Origin of the sequence: Paracoccus tegillarcae (assembly GCF_002847305.1) — a bacterium.
Taxonomy (GTDB): domain Bacteria; phylum Pseudomonadota; class Alphaproteobacteria; order Rhodobacterales; family Rhodobacteraceae; genus Paracoccus; species Paracoccus tegillarcae.
This window is the reverse complement of sequence record NZ_CP025408.1, coordinates 590,865-612,044: the sequence shown is the minus strand read 5'-3', so window position 1 is coordinate 612,044 and position 21,180 is coordinate 590,865. Positions and strand designations below refer to the sequence as shown.

Sequence of the window (21,180 nt, the reverse complement as noted above, 5' to 3'; positions counted from 1 at the left end):
GCAGAAAAGCTTGCCCCGCGAGCGTATCATGAAAAATTATTTCAGAACAAAGCGTCGGGCCAGATCCTGCACGGGGCGCGCGTCGTTATGCGACAGCTCGGTCAGACGCTCCAGCGCGGCATCCGATATCTGGACAGGCGTCTGCAGCAGGTTCCAGTCGACATTCTCGCTGCAGGGCGGCGTCGTCAGTGACCCCAGATAGCGATAGACGGACAGGTCGTCGGGCTGCAGATCATGCAGGTTATGCGCCTCGATCTCGGCTTCGCCGACTGTTTCAGGGGCGACGGCGATCATGTCCTCGACCAGTTGATTGCTGCCGCCGCCTTCCAGCAGAATGCCGATCACTGCCAGCGTCCCGTCCGGAGCCTCGTGGACGAAATGCACCTCGGCCGGAAAGCGTTCGCCGTCGATCATATGCTCGGATGGGGCGTGGAAATGGAACTGTTTCAGCGTATCGTCACGCCCGTTGATCGTCGCTTCGCCCATTTCGGGCGCGATGCCCTGGATCGAGTGACCGTTATTGACCACTTTCAGCGGCACGGCGTCACCCCAGTTGATCGCGATCTCGGGCAGTTCTGCCTCGATCACCTCGGTGGTCACGACATCAATCGGCGATTGCTGATCGCCCAGGCCACAGGCGCTGTAATCCTCGTGCAGGTTTGCCCATTCCTCGGGTCCGGACTCGCCCTCATAGTCCCAATGCGGCAGTTCATTTGCCGCCGCAGTCGCGGTCAGCAGGCATAGCGCCATTGTCACTGATGCGCATGTCTTGATCGTATTCAGCGTGGTCATAGGATGCTCCTCTGGTTTGCGTCCGATGGTTCAACGTTTGATCGCGCGATCTATTCCGAACATTTTCAACCTCGGATTTTAGTCGCGCAGCAGCAGGGTCAATGCGATAACCGTGGCCACAACGCCGGGCAGGATCACCATGCCGGGCTGCGTTTGGGCGACGATTGCTTCGATCGCTATGACCCAGATCGGCGTCAGGTAGGTATAGGCCATCACCTTGGCAGCAGGCAGGCGCAGCGTCGCATATTGGACCAGAACAAAGCTGGTCGCGCTGGCGAAGACCGCGATATAGCCAAGCGTGATCCAGACGATGGGTGGCAGATTGGTCCAATCGGTTGCCAGGATCGCATCCCAGCCCCAGATCAGCAGCAGGATCGCACCCGCGATCAGCGTGCCAAAGCTGAAAGTGACGGGATGCTCGCCCCGGTTCAAACGCCGGACCAGCGGCGTATAAAGCGCGTGGGCGGCGCAGCCCAAAAGGTAAATGGCCTCGCCCCGCCCGAAATCCAGCCGCGCCATTGCGGCAAGATCGCCGCGAAAGATGACCCACATTGCGCCCGCGCCACCAAGCGCCAGGGCAAAGGCGATGTTGGGTGTCATGCGCTGGCGCATCAGCAACCAGCCAAAGCCCGCCGCCATCAGCGGCGTCAGGGTAAAGACGGCGGCGGCCGAGACGGGTGGCGCGGTTTTAAGCCCCTCGAACATCAGCACGAAATAGGTGGCAAATACGCCGCCCAGCAACAGATAGCGCCAGGGTGAGGTCCATGCGCTGCGCGGCAGCCCCGGACCAAATGTCATGGCATATCCGCCGATCACGGCTGCCGCGATCACAAACCGGGCAGCGTTGATGGCTGCCGGATCAATCAGATTGGCGGCGCGCACACCCAAGCTGAAAGAGCCTGCGACCAGCGCCGAAAACAGCAGCATTGCGGCGTGCCCGCGCAGCGCCTCTGAACGCGGGGCGGTATGCGCGATCCCGTGGCTCATGCCGGGCGCCGCGCGATCAGTCGCCCGTCAATCAAAGCAAGCCCCGCAGCAATCATCGCGATCCCCAACAGATGTGCGGTGCCAAGCGTTTCGCCCAGAAACAGCCAGCCCAAGAGGATGGCCGAGATCGGCACCATGAACGTCACCAGCGAAAGGTTGGTCGCGCCGGCCTTGGCGAGGATACGGAAATAGAGAACATAGGCCAGCCCGGTGCACAAAACGCCCAGCACGATCACGGCCAGCCACGGGATCGATTTGCCGTCAAAACCGGACAGCCCGTCGACGCCAAGGGTGAGGGGCGCCATCAGAAGTGTCGAGGCGGTGACCATGCCGGCGGCAGTCACGATCGGATCGACGCCCATCGAGCGAAAGCGGCGGCCAAAGACGCCAGCACAGGCGTAAGATATAGCAGCCCCCAGAATTGCCAGTTGCGGCAGCACCGCATGGCCCAACCCGGCCAGCGTATCCAGCCCGATCATCACGGCAACGCCGCCCAGGCCCAGAAATACGCCGGCCAGTTTCATCGGGGTGGCACCCTCATCGCTGAGCAGCAGCGCCGAGATCATCACCGTCCACAGCGGCGTCGTGGCATTCAGGATAGAGGCCAGCCCCGACGGAATCGCCGTCTGCCCCCAGACGATCAGCCCAAAGGGAACAATGTTGTTCAGAAACCCCATGATCAGAAACGCCAGCCAAAGGTGTGGATCACGCGGGATGCGCCGCCTCGAACCCAGGACGATTGCCCACAGCACCAGCGCCGCCACACCGACACGGGCGTTGACGATGGTCAGTACGGGCAGATCCCTGACGGCGATCGCGATCAGAAAGAACGACCCGCCCCATATCAGCGACAGCAGCAGCAACTGACCCCATTCCGCCGGCCCCATGCGCGTCTCGATCGCCGTCGTCAGGACAGGAATGCGCGGACGGTTCATTGTCGTCCGAGCATGTAGAACTCGTCATTGGGTCGGATGTCGCCCGCGTTCACCAGCCGGTTGGACATGCCGAAAAGCGCGGTGATGGCGCCGATATCCCAGACCTCGTCCTGGCTGAAGCCTGCGTCGGCAAGTGCCGCGTGATCGGCATCGTCAATCTGCTGGGCATTCAACGCCACCTTTTCGGCGTAAGCCAGCATGGCCCGCTGGCGGTCGGTCAGATCGGCCTTGCGCCAGTTTACTGCCACCTGATCCGCGATCAGGGAATTCTTGGCGCGGATGCGCAGGATCGCGCCATGGGCAACGACGCAATACTGGCACTGGTTCAGGCCGCTGGTGGCAACAACGATCAACTCGCGTTCGGCCTTGCTGAGCCCCTCGTCCTTTTCCATCAGCGCGTCATGATAGGCGAAAAAGGCGCGAAATTCGGCCGGGCGATGTGCCAGTGCCAGAAACACATTCGGAACGAAGCCGGATTTCTCGGACACCTTTTCAATGACCAGTCGGATGTCGTCGGGCAGGGCGGCAAGATCAGGCACGGGAAAGCGGCTGATCGGCTTGGGTTCGTCTTGCATGGCAGTCTCCTTGACGGTCAGGGCGGTAGGATCGTAGCGGATATAAGACGGTTCTACCCTAGAGCGCGCCGCGCGCAACGGGGCACGCAGATCGGGCACGGCATTCGCGATCTGCCGCCTTCAGTTGCGGCAGGGTGCAGGCCGCCGTTGACTCGCTTTGTCGGTTGGCCGGAATGGCCGCCCTATCCTGATGCCTGCACCGGAACGGACAGAATGACCGCCACCATCGTCGCTGAGATCAAGGTCTCTGACTTTGCCCGCTCACTGGATTTCTACACCCGGATCTTGCCCTTTGCCGTTGCCTATTCGCGGCCCGAACAGGGTTTCGCCTATCTGACCTTGGGCAATTCAGCGCTGATGCTGGATCAATTGGGCCTTGGCCGCAATTTCGAAGAGGCACGCGGTCCGATGCAACCACCCTTTGGTCGAGGGTTGAACCTGCAGATCGAACTGGACGAGGTTGCGCCGGTTCTCGCAAGGCTAAAGGCCGACGGTCTGGAACTGTTCCTGCCGCTTGAGGATCGCTGGTATCGCCGCAATGATGAAGACGTCGGCAACCGGCAATTCGTCGTGGCCGATCCCGACGGCTATCTTCTGCGCTTTTTCGAGGATCTGGGGGCCAGGCCTCCGGGCGCCGGCGACGCTGCGGGCGCGATGGGCTGAAGAACCGGCAGGCCGCTGATTGTGGTTGTCGCAGCCGGGCCCCTTAGCGGACGGTGTGCAACGGTTCAGTCTGTCAGCGGCTCGCCCTTCAATGCGGCCAGCGCCGCTTGAACCTTGGGCGTGCGATGCAGATCGACATGGGTCACCAGCCACAACGGGGAAATCCACTCCTCGCGCGAGGTGATCTCGATCAGCCCTTCGGCCTGATCGATTTCCAGAAAGCCGATGCCCAGTCCTTGCCGGATCGCCTGCAGCAGGGCGCTGCTGTCATTGCTGATAAGCGCGGTCTCGGGCTGGATCAGGTTGGCTTCGATCCAGCGCATAAAGGGTGCGCCGCTGCCCTCTTCGCCGGGCAGGACGAACAGATGCCCGGCCAGATCGTCGGCAGGCCCGTGCCGCGCCAGATATTGCGGCGATGCGTAAAGGCGCACCTGGGTTTGACCAAAAGGCTGGACGACGTAATCCGGCGCCGAGGGTCGCGCACCCGCACGGATGGCCACATGCGCCTCGCCCGTTTCCAGCCGGAACAGCCGCGCATCGGTGGTGTAGTTCAGCCGCAATGCGGGATGCGCCGCGAGCAGTGCCGACAGCGCCGGCATGATCCGCTGCGTCAGGCCCGGCAGTGCGGTGACGGTCAGCGCACCCTCGATCCGTTGCGCGGCCCCCGCGATCTGTGCGGCCAGTTGCGCAAAGCGGGCATCTGCCGCGGTCGCCGATTGTTCCAGCAAACGCCCGGCATCGGTCAGCGTATAGCCGCGCGGGTGGCGCTGGAACAGGCGCGCACCCAACCGGTCCTCCAGCGCGTCGATATGACGAATCACCGTCGCATGGTGGACGCCAAGTGCCGCCGCCGCGCCGCTGACCGTGCCTGCCCGTGCGACCGCCAATGCGGTGCGGATGCCGTCCCAATCTTCCATGTCATCCTGTGCGAATGTGAACAGATAATGCGCATTTATCGGCGTTTTGTTCATTTGTGCAACCGTCTATCTGACAGTCAACGGAACACAAAGGACAAGAACATGAACATTCTGCGCATCGACAGCACCATCAAACCGCGTGAAGCCTCGGTCTCGGCCGGACTGGCAGACCGGGTCCTCGCCCGCCTGACCGCTGCCGATCCCAAGGCGGTTGTAACCACTCGCGATGTGATCGGCGTCCCCGCGATTGACGGCAACTGGTTGGGCGCGGTCTTCACCCCCGCCGATCAAAGAAACGCCGATCAGGTCGCCATCGCCGCCTATGCAGACGAGTTGCTGAACGAAGTTCGCGCCGCTGACACGCTGGTCATTGCGCTGCCGGTCTATAACTTTGCCATTCCCGCGCAGTTGAAGAACTGGCTGGACCAACTGGCTCGCAAGGGCGAGACCTTCCGATATACCGAAGCCGGCCCCGAAGGCCTGCTCAAGGGCAAGCGCGCGATCGTTGCGCTGTCGTCGGATGGGACGCAGTTGGGCTCTGACATCGACTTCGCCTCAGGCTACCTGCGGCATATGCTGGGCTTTTTCGGCATCACCGATGTCGAATTCGTCGCAGCCGACCGCATGGCCTTTGGCGCAGACGAGACACTGGCCCGTGCGCATGAGGCTGTCGATCAATTGGCCGCCTGAGGCCACGCGCACGTATCGCGTTGCGTGCTGAACTGGATAAGCCGCCGGGCCCTTTGTGGTTCGGCGGCTTGTCGTTGGGACCTGACCGCAGGCCGGCATCCCGTTGGTCAGGCTCGCGGCCCCGGAACCGGCGGCGGCCTGCGTTGACTTGCCACGCGTTATCGCCTATCTGATCCGCAACTCCCGGAAGGTCGATCCTTCCGGTCCCCGTTTGATACCGGGGATCGCCCTCCGTCAGCGCGTTGCGCCCACGGGGGCAATTTTGTTTTGGACCACAGGAGGCCCGTGATGTTCGAGAACCTGTCAGACCGCTTGGGCGGCGTCTTCGATCGCCTGACCAAGCAGGGCGCCCTGACCGAGGATGACGTCACCGCCGCCATGCGCGAAGTGCGCACAGCACTGCTGGAGGCCGATGTTTCGCTGCCCGTCGCGCGATCTTTCGTCAAATCGGTGACCGGCAAGGCCACCGGCGCGTCGGTCACCAAATCGGTGACGCCCGGCCAGCAGGTCGTAAAGATCGTCCATGACGAGTTGATCAAGGTCCTGCAAGGCGAGGATGCACCCGAGGCGCTGCGCATCGACAACCCGCCCGCGCCGATCCTGATGGTCGGTCTTCAGGGCTCGGGCAAGACGACGACGACTGCCAAGCTGGCAAAACGGCTGAAAGATCGCGAGAAAAAGCGCGTGCTGATGGCCAGCCTTGATACCAATCGCCCGGCGGCCATGGAACAGCTGGCGATCCTGGGCACACAGATCGGTGTCGATACGCTGCCCATCGTCAAGGGCGAATCCGCCGTTCAGATCGCCAAGCGCGCAAAGCAGCAGGCGAGCCTTGGCGGCTATGACGTCTATATGCTGGACACGGCCGGTCGTCTGCACATCGACCAGGTGCTGATGGACGAGGTGCAAGCCGTCCGTGATGTGGCGAACCCGCGAGAAACCCTGCTGGTCGTCGATGGCCTGACAGGTCAGGACGCGGTCAACGTCGCGACCGAGTTCGACGAAAAGGTCGGCGTCTCGGGCGTGGTGCTGACGCGGATGGACGGCGACGGTCGCGGCGGTGCTGCCCTGTCGATGCGCGCCGTGACCGGCAAGCCGATCCGCTTCGTCGGCCTTGGCGAAAAAATGGACGCGCTGGAAGGGTTCGACGCACAGCGCATCGCCGGCCGTATTCTGGGCATGGGCGATATCGTCTCGCTGGTCGAAAAAGCGCAAGAGGTTCTGGAGGTCGAGCAGGCCGAGCGCATGATGAAGCGGTTCCAGAAGGGTCTGTTCAATATGAACGACCTCAGGAACCAGCTAGAGCAGATGCAGAAAATGGGCGGCATGGGCTCGATCATGCAGATGATGCCCGGCATGGCCAAGATGGCAAAACAGGCCGAAGAGGCTGGCATGGATGACAGCGCCGTGCGCCGTCAGATCGCGCTGATCAATTCGATGACCAAAAAGGAACGCGCCAATCCTGCGCTGCTGCAAGCCAGCCGCAAGAAACGCATCGCCGCCGGTGCCGGGCTGGACGTATCGGAACTGAACCGCCTGCTGAAAATGCAGCGGCAGATGGGCGATACGATGAAAAAGCTGGGCAAGATGGGCAAGGGCGGCATGCTGAAACAGGCCATGCGCGCAATGCAGGGCAAAGGCGGCGGGTTGCCCGATATGGGCGACGTCGATCCATCGAAAATGGCCGAAGCAACCGAGATGCTGCAGGATCCCAAAGGGTTGGGCGGACAGCTTGGCGGGGCAGGGCTGCCCAGTGGTTTGTCGGGGTTGTTCGGTAAGAAGTAATGCCCACCCTGTCCGTCGATATTCCGGTCCTGACGGCCGAGCGTCTGATCCTGCGCGAACCGCGCGAGGCGGACTTTGGCGCTATGCTTGCCTTTGGGGCGTCAGAGCGGACGCAATTCATTGGCGGCCCATCCGATCGCTGGAACACGTGGCGCAGCTTTACGTCGGGCATTGGTCATTGGGTGTTGAAAGGCTTTGGCTTCTGGTCGGTCGAAGAACAGGTGACCGGCACCATCGTCGGGCGCATCGGCTTGATCGAACATGATGCCTGGCCCGAGCCTGAACTGGGCTGGCACATCTATGAAGGGTTCGAAGGCAAGGGCTATGCCTATGAGGCAGCCATGGCTATCCGCGACCACGCCTATCGGGGAATGGGTCTGGCCCCGATGATATCGCAGATCCACCCCGACAACCTGCGCTCGCGCCGCTTGGCCGAACGTATGGGCGCAACGATAGAGCGTGAGGGCGAAGTGGTGGGCGAACCCTGCCTGATCTATCGCCACCCGAAGGTGGCAGCATGACCGCAATGGATTTCTTCTTTACTCAAATATCCCGGGGGTCCGGGGGCAGCGCCCCCGGCCATGCCGGGACGGCAGGTGCCCTATGATCGGGCTCGCCAATACCCCGGTTCTGGAAACCGAGCGTCTGATCCTGCGCGCGCCCACGGGCGACGACTGGCCTGCATGGCGAGATTTTCATTTGTCCGACCGTGCGCAATATATCGGCGGCGGATCGCAAATGACGGAACGGAACAGCTGGCGCGCCTTTGGCCATGTGATCGGCCATTGGGTGATGCGCGGCTTTGGCATGTTCGTCATCACCGAAAAGGGCGGCGACGCGGCACTGGGCATAACCGGCCCGTGGTTCCCCGCAGGCTGGCCCGAACGCGAGGTCGGCTGGTCGATCTGGCATCCCGCTGGCGAAGGGAGGGGCATCGCGTCCGAAGCCGCCCGCGCCGCCTTGGATCATGTGTTCAACGATCTGGGTTGGGACACGGCGGTCAGCTATATCGACGCCGAAAACACCCGTTCCATCGCGCTGGCCGAACGTCTTGGCGCGCGGCTGGACGCGGATGCGCCCAGCCTTGATACGGGCGCTGACGAGATCAACCATGTCTACCGCCACAGGAAAGGGTCCGCATGACTGATCCCGTCGCCCGCGCAGCCGAGCTGCTGAAAGGCCATCGCGACAGCATCGACCGGCTGGACGCGATCCTTGTCTATACGCTGGCCGAAAGGTTCAAGCACACCCAATCCGTCGGCCGCCTCAAGGCCGAACACGCCCTTCCGCCGTCCGATCCTGCCCGCGAAGCGCAGCAGATCGAACGGCTGGAACGCCTCGCGCGCGAGGCCGATATCGACCCGGAATTCGCGCGCAAATTCCTGAATTTCGTGATCGCCGAAGTCATACGGCATCACGAGACCTTTCAATCATAGGGTGCGTGCCTGCGCGCACCATGACACCGCCATTCTAAAGGAGATAACCCAATGGCAATGAAGATCCGTCTGGCCCGTGGTGGCTCGAAAAAGCGTCCGTTCTATTCGATCGTCGCCACCGATTCGCGTATGCCGCGCGACGGTCGTTTCATCGAAAAGCTGGGCACCTATAACCCGCTTTTGCCGAAAGACAGCGAAGAGCGCATCAAGATGAACATGGAACGCGTTCAGCACTGGCTGGACCAGGGCGCCCAGCCCACCGACCGCGTCGCCCGTTTTCTGGAAGCTGCCGGCGTCAAGGAAAAGTCCGAGCGCAAGAACCTGAAAAAAGGCGAGCCCGGCAAGGCCGCACAAGACCGTGCCGCCAAGCGCGCCGAGCGTGAAGCAGCAGCCAGCGCCCCGGTAGAAGAGCCCGTTGCAGAGGCCGCTGCCGAAGAAAGCGCGGAATAATCCATGGCCGATGCGGGCCGGATCTGTGTCGGTGCGATCGCGGGCGCCTTTGGCATCCGTGGCGAGGTGCGGCTGAAAAGCTTTACCGCCGATCCGCAGGACATCGCCAGCTATGGCCCGCTGGTGACCGAGGATGGCAAGCGGTCATTCGCCATTAAACTGACCCGGCCCGTCACCGGCGGGCTGGGGGCACGCCTGCCGGGGGTCGATACCCGCGAGCAGGCAGAGGCGCTGAAGGGCACAACGCTTTGGGCGCCGCGCGATGCCTTGCCCAACCTGCCCGACGATGAATTCTACCATGCCGATCTGATCGGTCTGGAGGTCGTCGATACCGGCGGGCGTGTGCTGGGCCAGGTCCGTGCCATCTATGACCACGGCGCTGGCGATATTCTGGAAGTGGCGGGACCCAAGGTCCTGTTGCTGCCGTTTACTCGTGAGGTGGTGCCGACGGTTGATCTGACCGTCAGACGCATCGTCGTCGATCCACCGGCCGAAGATGAGTGACGCGCCCAAATCGCACGGGCGTCTGTCGATCCGCGCCAGCCTGACGCCGAGCGACCTGATGGAGGAACCACAGGTCAAGGGTGCATGGACGGCCAACATCGTTACCCTGTTCCCCGAGGCCTTTCCCGGCACGCTTGGCCTTTCACTGACCGGCAAGGCGCTGGCAGAGGGGCTGTGGAGCCTGCGCACCATTGCGCTGCGCGACCACGGGTTGGGCAAGCATCGCAACGTCGATGACACGCCTGCGGGTGGTGGGGCAGGGCTGGTGATCCGCGCCGACGTCATGGCCGCGGCGCTTGATCAGGCCGATCCCAGGCTGCCGGTGCTTTACCTCTCGCCGCGTGGGCGACCGCTGACCCAGGCCCGTGCGCGCGCCCTTGCCGAGGGGCCGGGTGTGACGCTGATCTGCGGCCGGTTCGAGGGCGTCGACCAGCGTGTTCTGGACGCGAGAGGCATCGAAGAAATCAGCATTGGCGACTATGTTCTGACCGGCGGAGAGCTTGCAGCTCAGGTCTTGATCGACGCGACGGTTCGTCTTATACCGCGCGTGCTGGGGAATCAGGCGTCACTGGCCGAGGAATCCTTTTCCGAAGGTCTGCTTGAGCACCCTCAGTATACTCGCCCCGCCGAGTGGGAAGGCCGCAAGATACCGGACGTTGTCATGTCCGGCAATCACGCGGCCATTGCTGCTTGGAGGCGCGAACAGGCCGAAAGCCTGACCAAAGAACGCCGCCCCGACCTGTGGCGGGCATATTGCGAGACCAGCGTTATGGACCCGACAAAGGACCGACAGCTCTCGGGCGCATCAGACCAATCGCGGGATCACCGCGAGCATGAAAAGGATTAATGCGATGAACCTGATCGCCCAACTGGAAGCCGAGCAAATCGCCGCGCTTGGCAAGGATATCCCGGATTTCAAAGCCGGAGACACCGTCCGTGTCGGTTACAAAGTGACCGAAGGCACGCGGACCCGTGTGCAGAACTACGAAGGCGTTTGCATTGCCCGCAAGGGTGGCAACGGTATCGCTGCAAGCTTCACCGTCCGCAAGATCTCGTTTGGTGAGGGCGTGGAACGTGTGTTCCCGCTATACTCGACCAACATCGATTCGATCGCCGTTGTGCGCCGCGGTAAAGTCCGCCGCGCCAAGCTGTACTACCTGCGCGATCGTCGCGGCAAGTCGGCCCGTATCGTCGAGAAAACCAACTACCGCGCGCCCAAAAGCGCCGATGCCAAAGCGTAAGGAGGCCGAGCGATGAAAAAAGACATTCACCCCGATTATCACATGATCGACGTCAAGATGACCGACGGCACCACCTATCAGGTCCGCTCGACCTGGGGCGCCGAGGGCGACACCATGACCCTGGACATCGACCCGACCGTGCACCCGGCCTGGACCGGCGGTTCGGCCAAGCTGATGGATGCCGGCGGCCGCGTGTCGAAGTTCAAGAACAAATACGCCGGCCTGGGCTTCTGATCTGCCTGCCAGCGCAAGATGCGAACGCCGTCCCTCGGGGCGGCGTTTTGCATTTCGGGGTCTGGGTCCGCCTTGCGGGACCTGCCAGATCTTCTCTTCAAAGGTGCCACTGGATCGGCGAACCGTGCAACAAACGGTCGTTTGCGCCGGTGACACAAACGGTTGAGTTTTGGCACATCATGCTGTGCGGAGAAGGTCAGGAACGAGCTTGCAGTGACCAAGGTTTACTCGGCTCTGGTCCACCTGTGCTCGATGTCCATTAGGCTTGATCCATCTTCAAACACTTCCATCTCACGACCAATTTCAATTAGACCCTCACGTCGATAAAAGCGTCGCGCGTCTTCGTTTTTCTCGTAGGCCCACACAGTGATCCACTGCTGATCTTCTTTGGCGAGGTCCAGCAATGCCTTGCCTAAACCTTTGCCGCGCGCCTTCTTGGCGACGTAAAGCCCGGTAATGTTGTCTTCGGTACGGGCACAAAACCCCAAGATTTGTCCATTTCTGTGGGCGACCCACCCGATTTCTTCCTCGAATATGAAGCTCCAAAACTCTTTCATGGGAGCAAGGTTATCCAGTGGGACCATCCACGGTGTTTCATCGCCCCAATCTTGAATGATTTGGGAGCAGGCTTCAGCGTCCGATGGCACTGCCAGACGAAACACGTAGTTCATGCTGTCTGATCATGAACCACCTCATTTGTGTTGTCGATTGTCCGCATCGAACGGCAGTTTCGTCCCGCAGACCGGACAAATACCCCCTGACAGAAACTACGCGCCTAAAACGGTGGTTTTTGGCACATTCGCAAATCACCTGATCTGGCGCTGCCACAACCTCCCTTCAAAACCGACGCAGTTGTTGGAGATTTTTGGTTCTCTGGTGATAGCAGACACCCGTGCAGCATTCGACCTTGCGTGCTAAAACCCACCGTCCGCTCTTCCACCGCGGTACCACGCCGCACCCCTCCCACAACCTCCCGACCTATCCACATTTTTTTGTGCTGCCGCCGCTTTTCATCACCAGATGTTGCGGCTAGGGTCACGCCGGATCGGAACGGGGCGGAATTCTTGGCGCATATCATCGTCGTCGGCAATGAAAAGGGCGGGTCCGGGAAATCCACGACCTCGATGCATGTGGCCACCGCGCTGGCGCGGATGGGGCATCGCGTGGGTGGGCTGGATCTGGATGTGCGGCAGGGCAGTTTTCGCCGCTATCTGGAAAACCGCATGGCCTTTTCTGCGCGTGAAGGGATCGAGTTGCCGACGCCCGAGCTGGCCGGTTTGGCCGAGGGCAGCGATCCGCTGAGCCCGGTCATGGCCGATCTGGAAACGCGCTGCGATTTCATTCTGCTGGACTGCCCCGGCTCTCATACCAAGCTTAGCCAGATGGCCCATGCGATGGCCGACACCCTGATCACGCCGCTGAATGACAGCTTTATCGACTTTGATCTTTTGGCGCGCATGTCGCCTGATGGCGAGGTACTGGGGCCGTCGATCTATGCAGAAATGGTCTGGGCCGCACGGCAGATGCGCGTTCAGGCCGGTGCGGGCCCGATCGACTGGCTGGTGTTGCGCAACCGGCTTGGGACGCAGGCCATGCACAACAAGCGCAAGGTGGGCGATGCGCTGAGCAACCTGTCGCGCCGCATCGGTTTTCGCGTAGCGCCCGGCTTTGCCGAGCGGGTGATCTTTCGCGAACTCTTTCCGCGTGGTTTGACGCTGCTGGATCTGAAGGACATCGGCACCGAGTCGCTGAGCATGTCCAACATCGCTGCGCGTCAGGAGTTGCGCGATCTGATTGCAGAATTGAAGCTGCCGGGCGTTTCGGTTCGCTTCTGACCAGCGCCCAGGGCGGGGCTGCTCGTCGCGCCGGATTTCCGAACCCGCGATGCACCAGGCGGTGCCGCCGCCGGATATTTGGATGAAGAAGAAAGGGCCTGGAGGATGGGGCAAAGGAAAGGGCCGACCGGCGCTGGTTTGCGTGATCTGGTAGCGCTCTGGCCGCTGCGCGCGGACTGAGCCCCGGTCATGAAAAAGGGGGCGCGCGGCCCCCTTTAATCGTCGTAAGTCGCAAACCTGTCAGGCCAGCATGCCCATCGGGTTTTCCAGATGCTCGACGATGGCCTTCAGCAATTGTGCACCAAGCGCGCCGTCAATGACCCGGTGATCGACCGAGAGGGTCATGGACATGACATTGCGGATCACCACCTCGCCATCCTCGACCACCGGGGTTTGGATGCCCGAGCCAACGGCCAGGATCGCGCCATGCGGCGGGTTGATCACGGCGTCGAAATTCTCGATGCCGAACATGCCGAGGTTGCTGATCGCAAAGCTGCCGCCCTGGTATTCGTGGGGGGCAAGCTTCTTGTTCTTGGCGCGCCCTGCCAGATCTTTCATCTCGGCTGACAGGGTCGACAGCGTCTTCTGCTGCGCGTCCTTCAGAACCGGGGTGAACAGGCCGCCTTCGATGGCCACGGCGACTGCGACATCCGAGGGTTTGAGCTTGAGGATGCGGTCACCCGCCCAGACAGCATTGGCATCCGGGACCTCTTGCAGGGCCAGCGCGCAGGCCTTGATGATAAAGTCGTTGACCGACAATTTCACACCCCGCGCTTCCAGCTGCTTGTTCAGCGTGCCGCGGAACTTCATCAACGCGTCCAGCTTGGCCGACCGGCGCAGATAGAAATGCGGGATGGTCTGCTTGGCATCGGTCAGGCGCGCGGCAATGGTGCGGCGCATGCCGTCCAGCGCGACCTCTTCAGTCTCGCGATCCGCATACATCTTGAGGATGGTTTCGGCGGATGGGCCAGCCGGCGCTGCCGCTGCGGCCTTGGGTGCATCGGCTTTCGCTGCGTCGGCGGCCTTGGCCGGTGCGGCACCGGGCTTGGCATCCTGCACGTCGGCCTTGACGATCCGGCCATGCGGGCCGGAGCCCTTGATGGAGCCCAGATCGAGGCCCTTGTCCTTGGCGATGCGGCGGGCCAGTGGCGAGGCAAAGATGCGGTCGCCCTTGTCGCTGCTTGGTGCCGGTGCGGCCTTGGATCCGCCTGAATCTGCCTCTTTCGGGGCGTCGTCTTTTGGCGTTTCGTCCTTGGCCTCGGCGTCGTCATCCTTGGCCGGCGCGGCCTTGGACGAGGTGTCACCAATATCATCGGCGCTTTCGCCATCTTCCAGCAGGACGGCGATGGGGGTGTTGACCTTGACCCCGGCGCTGCCTTCTTCGATCAGGATCTTGCCAATGGTGCCTTCATCGACAGCCTCGAATTCCATCGTGGCCTTGTCGGTTTCGATCTCGGCCATGATGTCGCCCGAGGAAACGGTATCGCCCTCTTTCACCAGCCATTTGGCCAGTGTGCCTTCCTCCATCGTCGGAGACAGCGCGGGCATCAGGATTTCTATCGGCATCTCGCGTTCTCCTTACTTGTAGGTGACTTTCTTGACCGCCTCGACCACTTCGGCCGGGGTGATCAGAGCGTGCTTTTCCAGATTGGCGGCATAGGGCATCGGAACGTCCTTGCCGGTCAGGGTGATGACGGGCGCGTCAAGATAATCGAACGCCTGCTGCATCACGACCGAGCCGAGATAGCTGCCGATGCTGGCAACCGGCCAGCCTTCTTCGACCGTTACACAACGGTTGGTCTTCTTGACCGATTCAAGCACGGTTTCGGTGTCCATCGGGCGCAGTGTGCGCAGATCGATCACCTCTGCCTCGATGCCGTCGGCGGCAAGTTTCTCGGCCGCGTCAAGGGCATGGGTCATGCCGATGCCAAAGCTGACGATGGTCACATCACTGCCCTCGCGGGCGATGCGTGCCTTGCCGAACGGGATGGTGAAATCATCCATGTCCGGCACCTCGAAGCTGCGGCCATAGAGAATTTCGTTCTCAAGGAAGATAACCGGGTTGGCATCGCGGATGGCCGTTTTCATCAGGCCCTTCGCGTCTGCCGCGGTGTAAGGCATCACCACCTTGAGGCCGGGGATCTGCGCGTACCAGGCGGCATAGTCCTGGCTGTGCTGGGCACCAACGCGGGCAGCGGCACCGTTCGGGCCGCGAAACACGATGGAGCAGCCCATCTGACCGCCCGACATGTACAGCGTCTTGGCGGCCGAGTTGATGATGTGGTCGATGGCCTGCATCGCGAAGTTGAAGGTCATGAACTCGACGATGGGCCGCAACCCGCCAAGGGCCGCGCCCGTGCCGATCCCTGCAAAGCCGATTTCCGAGATCGGCGTATCGACGACGCGTTTGGGGCCGAATTTCTCGAGCAGACCCTGACTGATCTTGTAGGCGCCCTGATATTCGCCGACCTCTTCACCCATCAGGAAGACGGTGTCGTCGCGGTCCATTTCCTCTTCCATGGCCTCGCGCAGAGCCTCGCGCACGGTCATGGATTTCATCTTGGTCCCTTCGGGCCAATCCGGGCTGCGGTCGGCCTTGGGTGCGGGCGCGGTGGCTGCAGCCGGGGCTGAAGCAGGCTCGTCCTTGGCCTCTGGCTCGGATGGTTTTTCCTCGGCGGCGGCCGGCGCTTCGATGTCGTCGGCGCTTTCGCCTTCCTCGATCATGACGGCGATCGGGGTGTTGACCTTGACCCCTTCGGTGCCTTCCTCGATCAGGATCTTGCCAAGGATGCCCTCATCCACGGCTTCGAACTCCATCGTTGCCTTGTCGGTCTCGATCTCGGCGATGATGTCGCCGGATTTGACCTCGTCTCCCTCTTTTTTCAGCCATTTTGCCAGCGTGCCTTCCTCCATGGTGGGGGACAGGGCGGGCATCAGAATTTCGGTTGCCATGTTTATGTCCCCCCTCAGGCCTCAGCTTCATCGGCTGCACCTTGCGGCAGCTCTTTGGCGTAAATGTCGGTCCACAGTTCTTCCAGCGCCGGTTCAGGGCTTTCCTGGGCGAACTTGGCGGAATCGTTGACGACTTCCTTGATCTCTTTGTCGATGGCCTTCAGATCATCCTCGCTGGCATGTTTGCCATCCAGCAGCATGGTGCGGACATTTTCGATCGGATCGCGTTCGTCGCGCATCTTCTGCACCTCTTCGCGGGTCCGGTACTTGGCCGGGTCCGACATCGAGTGACCGCGATAACGATAGGTCATCACCTCAAGGATATAGGGCCCCTTGCCCGCGCGGCAGTGCGCCACAGCCTTTTCGCCAGCGGCCTTGACCGCCAGCACATCCATGCCGTCGACCTGTTCGCCGGGAATGCCAAAGGCTTCGCCGCGCCCGAAAAGAGATGTCGATTTGGTCGAGCGCTTGACGCTCATGCCCATGGCATACTGGTTGTTCTCGATCACGAAAACGACCGGCAGATCCCACAGTTCGGCCATGTTGTAGGTTTCATAGACCTGACCCTGGTTGGCCGCGCCATCACCGAAATAGGTGAAGGTCACGCGGTCATTGCCCAGATATTTGTCGGCAAATGCCAGACCGGCACCCAGGGGCACCTGCGCTGCCACGATACCATGTCCGCCGTAAAAGTGCTTTTCGCGGCTGAACATGTGCATGCTGCCGCCCTTGCCCTTGGAGTAACCACCCTCGCGGCCGGTCAACTCGGCCATCACGCCGCGCGGCTCCATGCCGCAGGCCAGCATGTGGCCGTGGTCGCGATAGCTGGTGATGCGCTTGTCGCCTTCGTCGGCTGCGGCCTCGAGGCCCACGACGACGGCTTCCTGACCGATATAGAGGTGGCAGAAACCGCCGATCTGACCCATGCCATAAAGCTGGCCGGCCTTTTCCTCGAACCGCCTGATCAGCAGCATGTCGCGATAATATTTCAGCAGATCGTCCTTGGACAGATTTGCCTTGGCCTTCGACGGAGTCGATTTGGCTTTGGCTTTTTCTGCCGTGCTTGACGATTTGGCGGCTGTGGTTTTCCTGGCCATTCGGTCATCCCCCTTGCCTTAGGTCGGAATAGTTCAGCGTTAAACTATCCGTAGACGATCAGAACGGGGGGTGCAATGCAGCAAACGTCAGCCGATATCACGGCAGATGAAATTCGCGCAAAAGCTGTGTAAATGCTGGTCGACTAGGCACTGAATGATCAGCGCAGGATGACTTCGTCGGCACGGATCGTGCCCAGAACGGCGCGTGCGCGTTCGTCCAGCAGATCCAGATCCAGATAGTCGTCGGACAACCGATGCGTCAGGTTTTGCATCTGCGATGTTTCTTCCATCAGTGCCTGCCGCTCGGCCTCGAGGGCGACGGTCTCGGATTCGAGTTGCACCCGGCGCAGGATGCCAGAAGGGCCCTGAACGGCGGCAAAGGCGAAATAAAGGCCAAGGCCTGCTGCCGCGACGAAGGAAACGGCTGAACTGATCGAGAAACGCTGCGACATGGTGACTGCTCATTGTTTTGGCGAATCATGCCACATGTGGCGCGTCAGGGGAATCCCTGTTGTCAGAAGGGGTGATGGCCAGCGCCTTGCGCAGTGCCGACCAGACATTTCGATCGGTCCAATAGCCGGTATGTCCGTTCGCCTCGACCCGCAGGTTTTCGATGACACCGTCGTCCAGGCGCACGCGGGTGCCGACGAAATCGTCGCAGCGAAAGATGTTGATCCAGCGCACCAGCCTGCCGGGCAAAGGTTGCAGGCCAAAGGCCTTGGCAAAGTACTGCCCGTAGATATGCGTGAGCGGCGATCCCATGGTCAGCAACACGCGCGGCCGGTCCGGCAGATCGTTCTGCGCCAGCGACTGCGCCGCAATCACCGTGCCTTGCGAATGGGCCACGACGATCAGCCGGTCATAATCCATCTGCCGCGCCAGATGGTCATGAACCAGCCTGAACCGCGCCAGGATCCGCTGGCGCTGGACATAGCGGCTGGTGTTGCCGTCCATCGGTTTGGCCCCGTGCGTTCGCGCGGCATAAACCGAAATGTCGCGGGCGATGCCCAGAGCGTTGGCAATGAAATTCCAACCGCGATAGATCACCAATCCCAGGACACCCGCTGCCACGAGTGCCAGCCGGTTCAGATCTGTGATGCCGGTGTGAAAATTACTGAGCCGGGTGATGGCCGAGTCAGCGGTCCAGATCTGTTGGCCCGTCTGCGCGTTTACCCCGTTCAGAAAGACAGCGCCGGTGAACGGATCGCGATAAGCCTCGCCGAAAACCGTCATGGCGGTGACCGCAGCCTGAAACAGACCGCCAAACGCCATCCACAGGATCAGGATGAACAGCAACAGGTTCAGCACCGGATTGAGGATCAGCCGCCCGCACCAGACATCCAGCCCGGTGGGTGTTTCCTGTGCCAGATGCTTGCGCCTGACCCCCCGGATGATGACTGGCACCGCACCGATGGCCAGCAAGGTGCCGACCGCGATCATCACATAGGCCAGGGCGCTGGTCAGCAGGCTGGAATAGTCCTGATAGATCATCGTCAGCAGGCTTGGATCGGCCTCGGACCCGCCGATTTGCTTCACCATGCCCGAGAACAGGGCCCACAGCGCGGCGGTGATCAGCATCCACAGGATCAGCATCGCGTTGCAGATGGATTGATAGATCAATTCGCGTTGGCCGAAAAAGCGCGTGATGCGGTCAAGGCTGCGGCGAAACATGCCGCGGGCGGGCGGGCTGAGCGCCAGTCCCAGCACGGCCACGAAAAGGGCTGTCAGCAAAAGCCAGGGCCAGGTCCGGTTGGCAGAGACCTGCACCGCAACCATCAGGACAATCGGGATGCCGAACAGCAGCAATGTGCGGCGCAGGCCCAGATCCGTCAGCGTGGTGGTCATGAACAGCGCCAGAAGAATGACCATCGCCACCAGCCAGACCAGCCCGGTAAACAGCGTCGACAGCCAGGCGATCAGGGCAACGTCCTGATAGTCGCGAGTCCAGCAGGCCGTCGTTTCGACCGATTGGCAGGCCGACAGGCGCAACGCCTCGATCCAGGGTGTGTCCTGACCCAACCAGATCAGCAGCGCGGCGGCCATCGTGAGTGCTGACATCGCGCCAAGACCCGTTATGAACGCCCTCATCATGTAGGAATGGCGCGGCCTTTGTTTGTACCGCAGCCAGATCAGGCAGCCTGCAAATACCAGCCCGCCTGTCATCGCCAGCAGCAATGCGCCGGGCAACTTGCCCGCGCCCTGGCCGACCGGAAAGAAGAACTGATCGCTCAGCAGCGACAGCGATCCCACCAGCAGCAGCGCATTCAGTGGCGCGAGCAGCGCATAAAAGATCCAGATGAAAGCATGCACCCCGCGCCGTGACCACGGGCTGATTTTGCCATCGCTGTGGTCGACATTCTCCAGCGCCAGATAGCCCAACCCCAAAACACTATGCAGCAGGTCAAAAGCCGTGCTGAATGGGCCTTTCGGGGCCGGCGAAAGGTCCGACCAGTAGACTTCGGCGGCAAGGACATCCTGATCCTGATCAAACGTGTCGTTGAACGAGGCCGGGATGACGGTTTGCCTGATGGTGCAGGGGAACAGTTGCAAAAGCTCGCTGTCCTCGGCCGGTTCCGCGATCATCTCGGTCCGACCTTCGATGGCGCCGGGCAAGCGCAGTTCCTGCACCGCGCCGCCGGTCAGGGCGTCAATCGTCTCGCCGGGGGCCTGTTCGCCAATTCCGTGAACGACCAATATCAGCGTCTTTTCCAATTCCGCACCTTAATGACCGGAATAACGCCTTAATATTATCAGGTATTTAGTTTAACATAAAATAGAAACCGATTATGTTTCGATTTTCGTATTGCCCAGCAGGTCGTCCAGCACCAGTGCCATGACGAGCGCGCTGTCCAGCATGTCTTGAACGCCGACCCACTCATCCGGCTGATGCGCCAGATCCAGAACGCCGGGCCCATAGGCGATGCAGTTCTTCAGCTTGCCGATGCGGTCGATGTGTTTCTGGTCATAGGTACCAGGCGACACGACATAGCCCGCCTCGCGCCCCAGCACGCGTTCGATGGCGGCCGCGGTAGATCGCACGACGGGCGCATCCTTGTCGGTCATCGAGGGGATCACCTCGAACAGATCGCGGACCTCGTATTGAAAGCTGGGCCGCTGCGCCTTGACCTTTTCCAGCAGTGCCGTGACCTCTGATTTTACCTCGGCCAGATCTTCCTCGATCAGAAAGCGCCGGTCGATCACGATGCGGCAGCGGTCGGGCACGCATGGCGTGGGCAGGCCGGTGTAATCCTCTGCCTGTTCCGCCGCGCCGCCGTGGATGGAATTGATGTTCAGCGTCGATGATCGCGCGCCTTCGGGGATGACCGGCATCCCGGTATGCTTGCCGGCCAGCAGGGGCCACAGCGTCGCCTCCATTTCATCCAGCACAGCACCCATATGGCGAACGGCGCAATCACCGAGGAAGGGCATTGACCCGTGCGCGATGCGCCCTTGCGTTTCGATTTCTGCCCACCAGACGCCGCGATGGCCCAGACAGATGCGGTCCTTGTGCAAGGGTTCGGGAATGATGACGTGATCGACATGGGCAAATGCGCGCTGTTCGGCCAGATAGGCCACGCCGCCATAGCCGCCCGATTCCTCATCCGCAGTGGCGCTGATCTCGATCATGCCGGCATGTTCGGGGTTCAGCGCCACGAATGCCTCGGCGGCGATGATGCTGGCCGCCAAGCCGCCTTTCATGTCGCAGGACCCGCGGCCATAGATGCGATCGCCGTCCAGTTCGCCCCCGAAAGGATCACGGGTCCAGCCATGTCCGACCTCGACCACGTCATGATGGCTGTTGAAGTGAACCACATCACCCTGCCGGGCGCCCTTGTGACGAGCGACGAAGTTCCAGCGTGGGAAATCCTCGCTGTCGCCCGGTGCACCATGCGCCCGAACCAATGTGCAATCCCACCCCTGCGGCGACATTCGCGCCTGCAGATACTCGCAAATTTCGTGATATCGCCGCCCGGGTGGGTTCAGCGTGGCGATGCGGATCAGGTCCTGCGTCAGCGCGATCAGCGCGTCGCGACGGGTGACAATGGCGGTTTTCAACTGCTCCATGCCGGTGAGGTTATGCAGCAGG

At 61.6% G+C, this 21,180-nt stretch carries 24 protein-coding genes; 12 read left to right on the top strand and 12 right to left on the bottom strand.

The window, feature by feature from the left end; all coding sequences use genetic code 11:
• Window positions 1-36: 36 nt before the first annotated feature.
• The 4 genes from CUV01_RS03085 to CUV01_RS03070 form a co-directional block, all read right to left on the bottom strand.
• Window positions 37-792: a carbonic anhydrase gene (locus CUV01_RS03085; protein WP_101459181.1), complete on the bottom strand. Its 756-nt coding sequence runs from the start codon at window positions 790-792 to the stop codon at window positions 37-39.
• A 78-nt stretch (window positions 793-870) separates the two neighbouring features.
• Window positions 871-1,779 carry a DMT family transporter gene (locus CUV01_RS03080; RefSeq protein ID WP_101459180.1) on the bottom strand — a complete coding sequence of 303 codons (909 nt, stop codon included), beginning with the start codon at window positions 1,777-1,779 and terminating at the stop codon, window positions 871-873.
• The gene (locus CUV01_RS03075) at window positions 1,776-2,714 is read right to left on the bottom strand and encodes a DMT family transporter (RefSeq protein ID WP_232962461.1); all 939 of its coding nucleotides are present in this window, start codon (window positions 2,712-2,714) and stop codon (window positions 1,776-1,778) included. The genes CUV01_RS03080 and CUV01_RS03075 overlap by 4 nt, the downstream gene beginning before the upstream one ends.
• On the bottom strand, window positions 2,711-3,289 hold the full coding sequence (locus CUV01_RS03070) for a peroxidase-related enzyme (protein WP_101459179.1): 579 nt from the start codon (window positions 3,287-3,289) through the stop codon (window positions 2,711-2,713). The genes CUV01_RS03075 and CUV01_RS03070 overlap by 4 nt, the downstream gene beginning before the upstream one ends.
• 213 nt (window positions 3,290-3,502) lie before the next feature.
• Here CUV01_RS03070 and CUV01_RS03065 point away from each other — a divergent pair, with 213 nt between their 5' ends.
• Complete coding sequence (locus CUV01_RS03065; protein WP_101459178.1) at window positions 3,503-3,952, top strand: bleomycin resistance protein; 450 nt, start codon at window positions 3,503-3,505, stop codon at window positions 3,950-3,952.
• Between the two features lie 65 nt (window positions 3,953-4,017).
• On the opposite strand, the gene CUV01_RS03060 is transcribed toward CUV01_RS03065, so the two are convergent.
• Complete coding sequence (locus tag CUV01_RS03060) at window positions 4,018-4,923, bottom strand: LysR family transcriptional regulator (protein ID WP_232962459.1); 906 nt, start codon at window positions 4,921-4,923, stop codon at window positions 4,018-4,020.
• Window positions 4,924-4,971: 48 nt separating this feature from the next.
• Between CUV01_RS03060 and CUV01_RS03055 the strand changes: the two genes are divergently transcribed.
• From CUV01_RS03055 to rpmE, 10 genes are all read left to right on the top strand, one after another.
• The gene (locus CUV01_RS03055) at window positions 4,972-5,559 is read left to right on the top strand and encodes an FMN-dependent NADH-azoreductase (RefSeq protein WP_101459177.1); all 588 of its coding nucleotides are present in this window, start codon (window positions 4,972-4,974) and stop codon (window positions 5,557-5,559) included.
• Between the two features lie 288 nt (window positions 5,560-5,847).
• Entirely contained in the window at window positions 5,848-7,344 is a 1,497-nt protein-coding gene (ffh, locus tag CUV01_RS03050; protein ID WP_101459176.1) for a signal recognition particle protein, read from the top strand.
• Window positions 7,344-7,865, top strand: a complete 522-nt coding sequence (locus CUV01_RS03045) for a GNAT family N-acetyltransferase (protein WP_101459175.1) — start codon at window positions 7,344-7,346, stop codon at window positions 7,863-7,865. The genes ffh and CUV01_RS03045 overlap by 1 nt, the downstream gene beginning before the upstream one ends.
• A gap of 82 nt (window positions 7,866-7,947) precedes the next feature.
• Window positions 7,948-8,487, top strand: a complete 540-nt coding sequence (locus CUV01_RS03040) for a GNAT family N-acetyltransferase (protein ID WP_101459174.1) — start codon at window positions 7,948-7,950, stop codon at window positions 8,485-8,487.
• Window positions 8,484-8,780, top strand: coding sequence for a chorismate mutase (locus tag CUV01_RS03035; protein WP_101459173.1), 297 nt, complete (start codon window positions 8,484-8,486; stop codon window positions 8,778-8,780). Before CUV01_RS03040 ends, CUV01_RS03035 begins: the two co-directional genes overlap by 4 nt.
• A 51-nt stretch (window positions 8,781-8,831) precedes the next feature.
• Window positions 8,832-9,230 (top strand): 30S ribosomal protein S16, encoded by a 399-nt coding sequence (rpsP, locus tag CUV01_RS03030; RefSeq protein ID WP_101459172.1) that lies wholly within the window; start codon window positions 8,832-8,834, stop codon window positions 9,228-9,230.
• Between the two features lie 3 nt (window positions 9,231-9,233).
• Complete coding sequence (gene rimM, locus CUV01_RS03025) at window positions 9,234-9,734, top strand: ribosome maturation factor RimM (protein WP_101459171.1); 501 nt, start codon at window positions 9,234-9,236, stop codon at window positions 9,732-9,734.
• On the top strand, window positions 9,727-10,581 hold the full coding sequence (trmD, locus tag CUV01_RS03020) for a tRNA (guanosine(37)-N1)-methyltransferase TrmD (protein WP_101459170.1): 855 nt from the start codon (window positions 9,727-9,729) through the stop codon (window positions 10,579-10,581). The genes rimM and trmD overlap by 8 nt, the downstream gene beginning before the upstream one ends.
• A 4-nt stretch (window positions 10,582-10,585) precedes the next feature.
• On the top strand, window positions 10,586-10,975 hold the full coding sequence (gene rplS, locus CUV01_RS03015; RefSeq protein ID WP_101459169.1) for a 50S ribosomal protein L19: 390 nt from the start codon (window positions 10,586-10,588) through the stop codon (window positions 10,973-10,975).
• Between the two features lie 12 nt (window positions 10,976-10,987).
• A complete protein-coding gene (rpmE, locus tag CUV01_RS03010) occupies window positions 10,988-11,209 on the top strand; it encodes a 50S ribosomal protein L31 (protein ID WP_101459168.1) in 222 nt (73 codons plus the stop codon).
• A 224-nt stretch (window positions 11,210-11,433) separates the two neighbouring features.
• On the opposite strand, the gene CUV01_RS03005 is transcribed toward rpmE, so the two are convergent.
• Window positions 11,434-11,880, bottom strand: coding sequence for a GNAT family N-acetyltransferase (locus CUV01_RS03005; RefSeq protein WP_101459167.1), 447 nt, complete (start codon window positions 11,878-11,880; stop codon window positions 11,434-11,436).
• Between the two features lie 393 nt (window positions 11,881-12,273).
• Between CUV01_RS03005 and CUV01_RS03000 the strand changes: the two genes are divergently transcribed.
• Entirely contained in the window at window positions 12,274-13,044 is a 771-nt protein-coding gene (locus CUV01_RS03000) for a division plane positioning ATPase MipZ (protein WP_101459166.1), read from the top strand.
• A 240-nt stretch (window positions 13,045-13,284) separates the two neighbouring features.
• Here CUV01_RS03000 and CUV01_RS02995 read toward each other — a convergent pair whose 3' ends face one another.
• From CUV01_RS02995 to CUV01_RS02970, 6 genes are all read right to left on the bottom strand, one after another.
• Window positions 13,285-14,610, bottom strand: coding sequence for a pyruvate dehydrogenase complex dihydrolipoamide acetyltransferase (locus CUV01_RS02995; RefSeq protein WP_101459165.1), 1,326 nt, complete (start codon window positions 14,608-14,610; stop codon window positions 13,285-13,287).
• A gap of 12 nt (window positions 14,611-14,622) precedes the next feature.
• On the bottom strand, window positions 14,623-15,996 hold the full coding sequence (locus tag CUV01_RS02990; protein WP_101459164.1) for a pyruvate dehydrogenase complex E1 component subunit beta: 1,374 nt from the start codon (window positions 15,994-15,996) through the stop codon (window positions 14,623-14,625).
• 14 nt (window positions 15,997-16,010) lie between these two features.
• Window positions 16,011-17,093 carry a pyruvate dehydrogenase (acetyl-transferring) E1 component subunit alpha gene (gene pdhA, locus CUV01_RS02985; protein WP_232962457.1) on the bottom strand — a complete coding sequence of 361 codons (1,083 nt, stop codon included), beginning with the start codon at window positions 17,091-17,093 and terminating at the stop codon, window positions 16,011-16,013.
• Between the two features lie 158 nt (window positions 17,094-17,251).
• The gene (locus CUV01_RS02980; RefSeq protein WP_101459163.1) at window positions 17,252-17,545 is read right to left on the bottom strand and encodes an FtsB family cell division protein; all 294 of its coding nucleotides are present in this window, start codon (window positions 17,543-17,545) and stop codon (window positions 17,252-17,254) included.
• Window positions 17,546-17,570: 25 nt separating this feature from the next.
• Window positions 17,571-19,805, bottom strand: a complete 2,235-nt coding sequence (locus tag CUV01_RS02975) for a hypothetical protein (RefSeq protein WP_101459162.1) — start codon at window positions 19,803-19,805, stop codon at window positions 17,571-17,573.
• Between the two features lie 72 nt (window positions 19,806-19,877).
• The gene (locus tag CUV01_RS02970; protein WP_101461820.1) at window positions 19,878-21,158 is read right to left on the bottom strand and encodes an acetylornithine deacetylase/succinyl-diaminopimelate desuccinylase family protein; all 1,281 of its coding nucleotides are present in this window, start codon (window positions 21,156-21,158) and stop codon (window positions 19,878-19,880) included.
• Window positions 21,159-21,180: the final 22 nt, after the last annotated feature.

What these genes read in the sequence shown, in the direction of transcription:
- CUV01_RS03040 (WP_101459174.1), top strand. Translation starts at nt 7,948, where the DNA reads ATGATCGGGCTCGCCAATACCCCGGTTCTGGAAACCGAGCGTCTGATC.
- CUV01_RS02995 (WP_101459165.1), bottom strand. Translation starts at nt 14,610, where the DNA reads ATGCCGATAGAAATCCTGATGCCCGCGCTGTCTCCGACGATGGAGGAA.
- CUV01_RS03055 (WP_101459177.1), top strand. Translation starts at nt 4,972, where the DNA reads ATGAACATTCTGCGCATCGACAGCACCATCAAACCGCGTGAAGCCTCG.
- CUV01_RS03065 (WP_101459178.1), top strand. Translation starts at nt 3,503, where the DNA reads ATGACCGCCACCATCGTCGCTGAGATCAAGGTCTCTGACTTTGCCCGC.
- CUV01_RS03005 (WP_101459167.1), bottom strand. Translation starts at nt 11,880, where the DNA reads ATGAACTACGTGTTTCGTCTGGCAGTGCCATCGGACGCTGAAGCCTGC.
- ffh (WP_101459176.1), top strand. Translation starts at nt 5,848, where the DNA reads ATGTTCGAGAACCTGTCAGACCGCTTGGGCGGCGTCTTCGATCGCCTG.
- CUV01_RS03035 (WP_101459173.1), top strand. Translation starts at nt 8,484, where the DNA reads ATGACTGATCCCGTCGCCCGCGCAGCCGAGCTGCTGAAAGGCCATCGC.
- CUV01_RS02970 (WP_101461820.1), bottom strand. Translation starts at nt 21,158, where the DNA reads ATGGAGCAGTTGAAAACCGCCATTGTCACCCGTCGCGACGCGCTGATC.
- CUV01_RS03080 (WP_101459180.1), bottom strand. Translation starts at nt 1,779, where the DNA reads ATGAGCCACGGGATCGCGCATACCGCCCCGCGTTCAGAGGCGCTGCGC.
- CUV01_RS02980 (WP_101459163.1), bottom strand. Translation starts at nt 17,545, where the DNA reads ATGTCGCAGCGTTTCTCGATCAGTTCAGCCGTTTCCTTCGTCGCGGCA.
- CUV01_RS03085 (WP_101459181.1), bottom strand. Translation starts at nt 792, where the DNA reads ATGACCACGCTGAATACGATCAAGACATGCGCATCAGTGACAATGGCG.
- CUV01_RS03045 (WP_101459175.1), top strand. Translation starts at nt 7,344, where the DNA reads ATGCCCACCCTGTCCGTCGATATTCCGGTCCTGACGGCCGAGCGTCTG.
- rpsP (WP_101459172.1), top strand. Translation starts at nt 8,832, where the DNA reads ATGGCAATGAAGATCCGTCTGGCCCGTGGTGGCTCGAAAAAGCGTCCG.
- rplS (WP_101459169.1), top strand. Translation starts at nt 10,586, where the DNA reads ATGAACCTGATCGCCCAACTGGAAGCCGAGCAAATCGCCGCGCTTGGC.
- CUV01_RS03075 (WP_232962461.1), bottom strand. Translation starts at nt 2,714, where the DNA reads ATGAACCGTCCGCGCATTCCTGTCCTGACGACGGCGATCGAGACGCGC.
- trmD (WP_101459170.1), top strand. Translation starts at nt 9,727, where the DNA reads ATGAGTGACGCGCCCAAATCGCACGGGCGTCTGTCGATCCGCGCCAGC.
- rpmE (WP_101459168.1), top strand. Translation starts at nt 10,988, where the DNA reads ATGAAAAAAGACATTCACCCCGATTATCACATGATCGACGTCAAGATG.
- CUV01_RS03060 (WP_232962459.1), bottom strand. Translation starts at nt 4,923, where the DNA reads ATGAACAAAACGCCGATAAATGCGCATTATCTGTTCACATTCGCACAG.
- CUV01_RS03070 (WP_101459179.1), bottom strand. Translation starts at nt 3,289, where the DNA reads ATGCAAGACGAACCCAAGCCGATCAGCCGCTTTCCCGTGCCTGATCTT.
- CUV01_RS02990 (WP_101459164.1), bottom strand. Translation starts at nt 15,996, where the DNA reads ATGGCAACCGAAATTCTGATGCCCGCCCTGTCCCCCACCATGGAGGAA.
- pdhA (WP_232962457.1), bottom strand. Translation starts at nt 17,093, where the DNA reads ATGGCCAGGAAAACCACAGCCGCCAAATCGTCAAGCACGGCAGAAAAA.
- rimM (WP_101459171.1), top strand. Translation starts at nt 9,234, where the DNA reads ATGGCCGATGCGGGCCGGATCTGTGTCGGTGCGATCGCGGGCGCCTTT.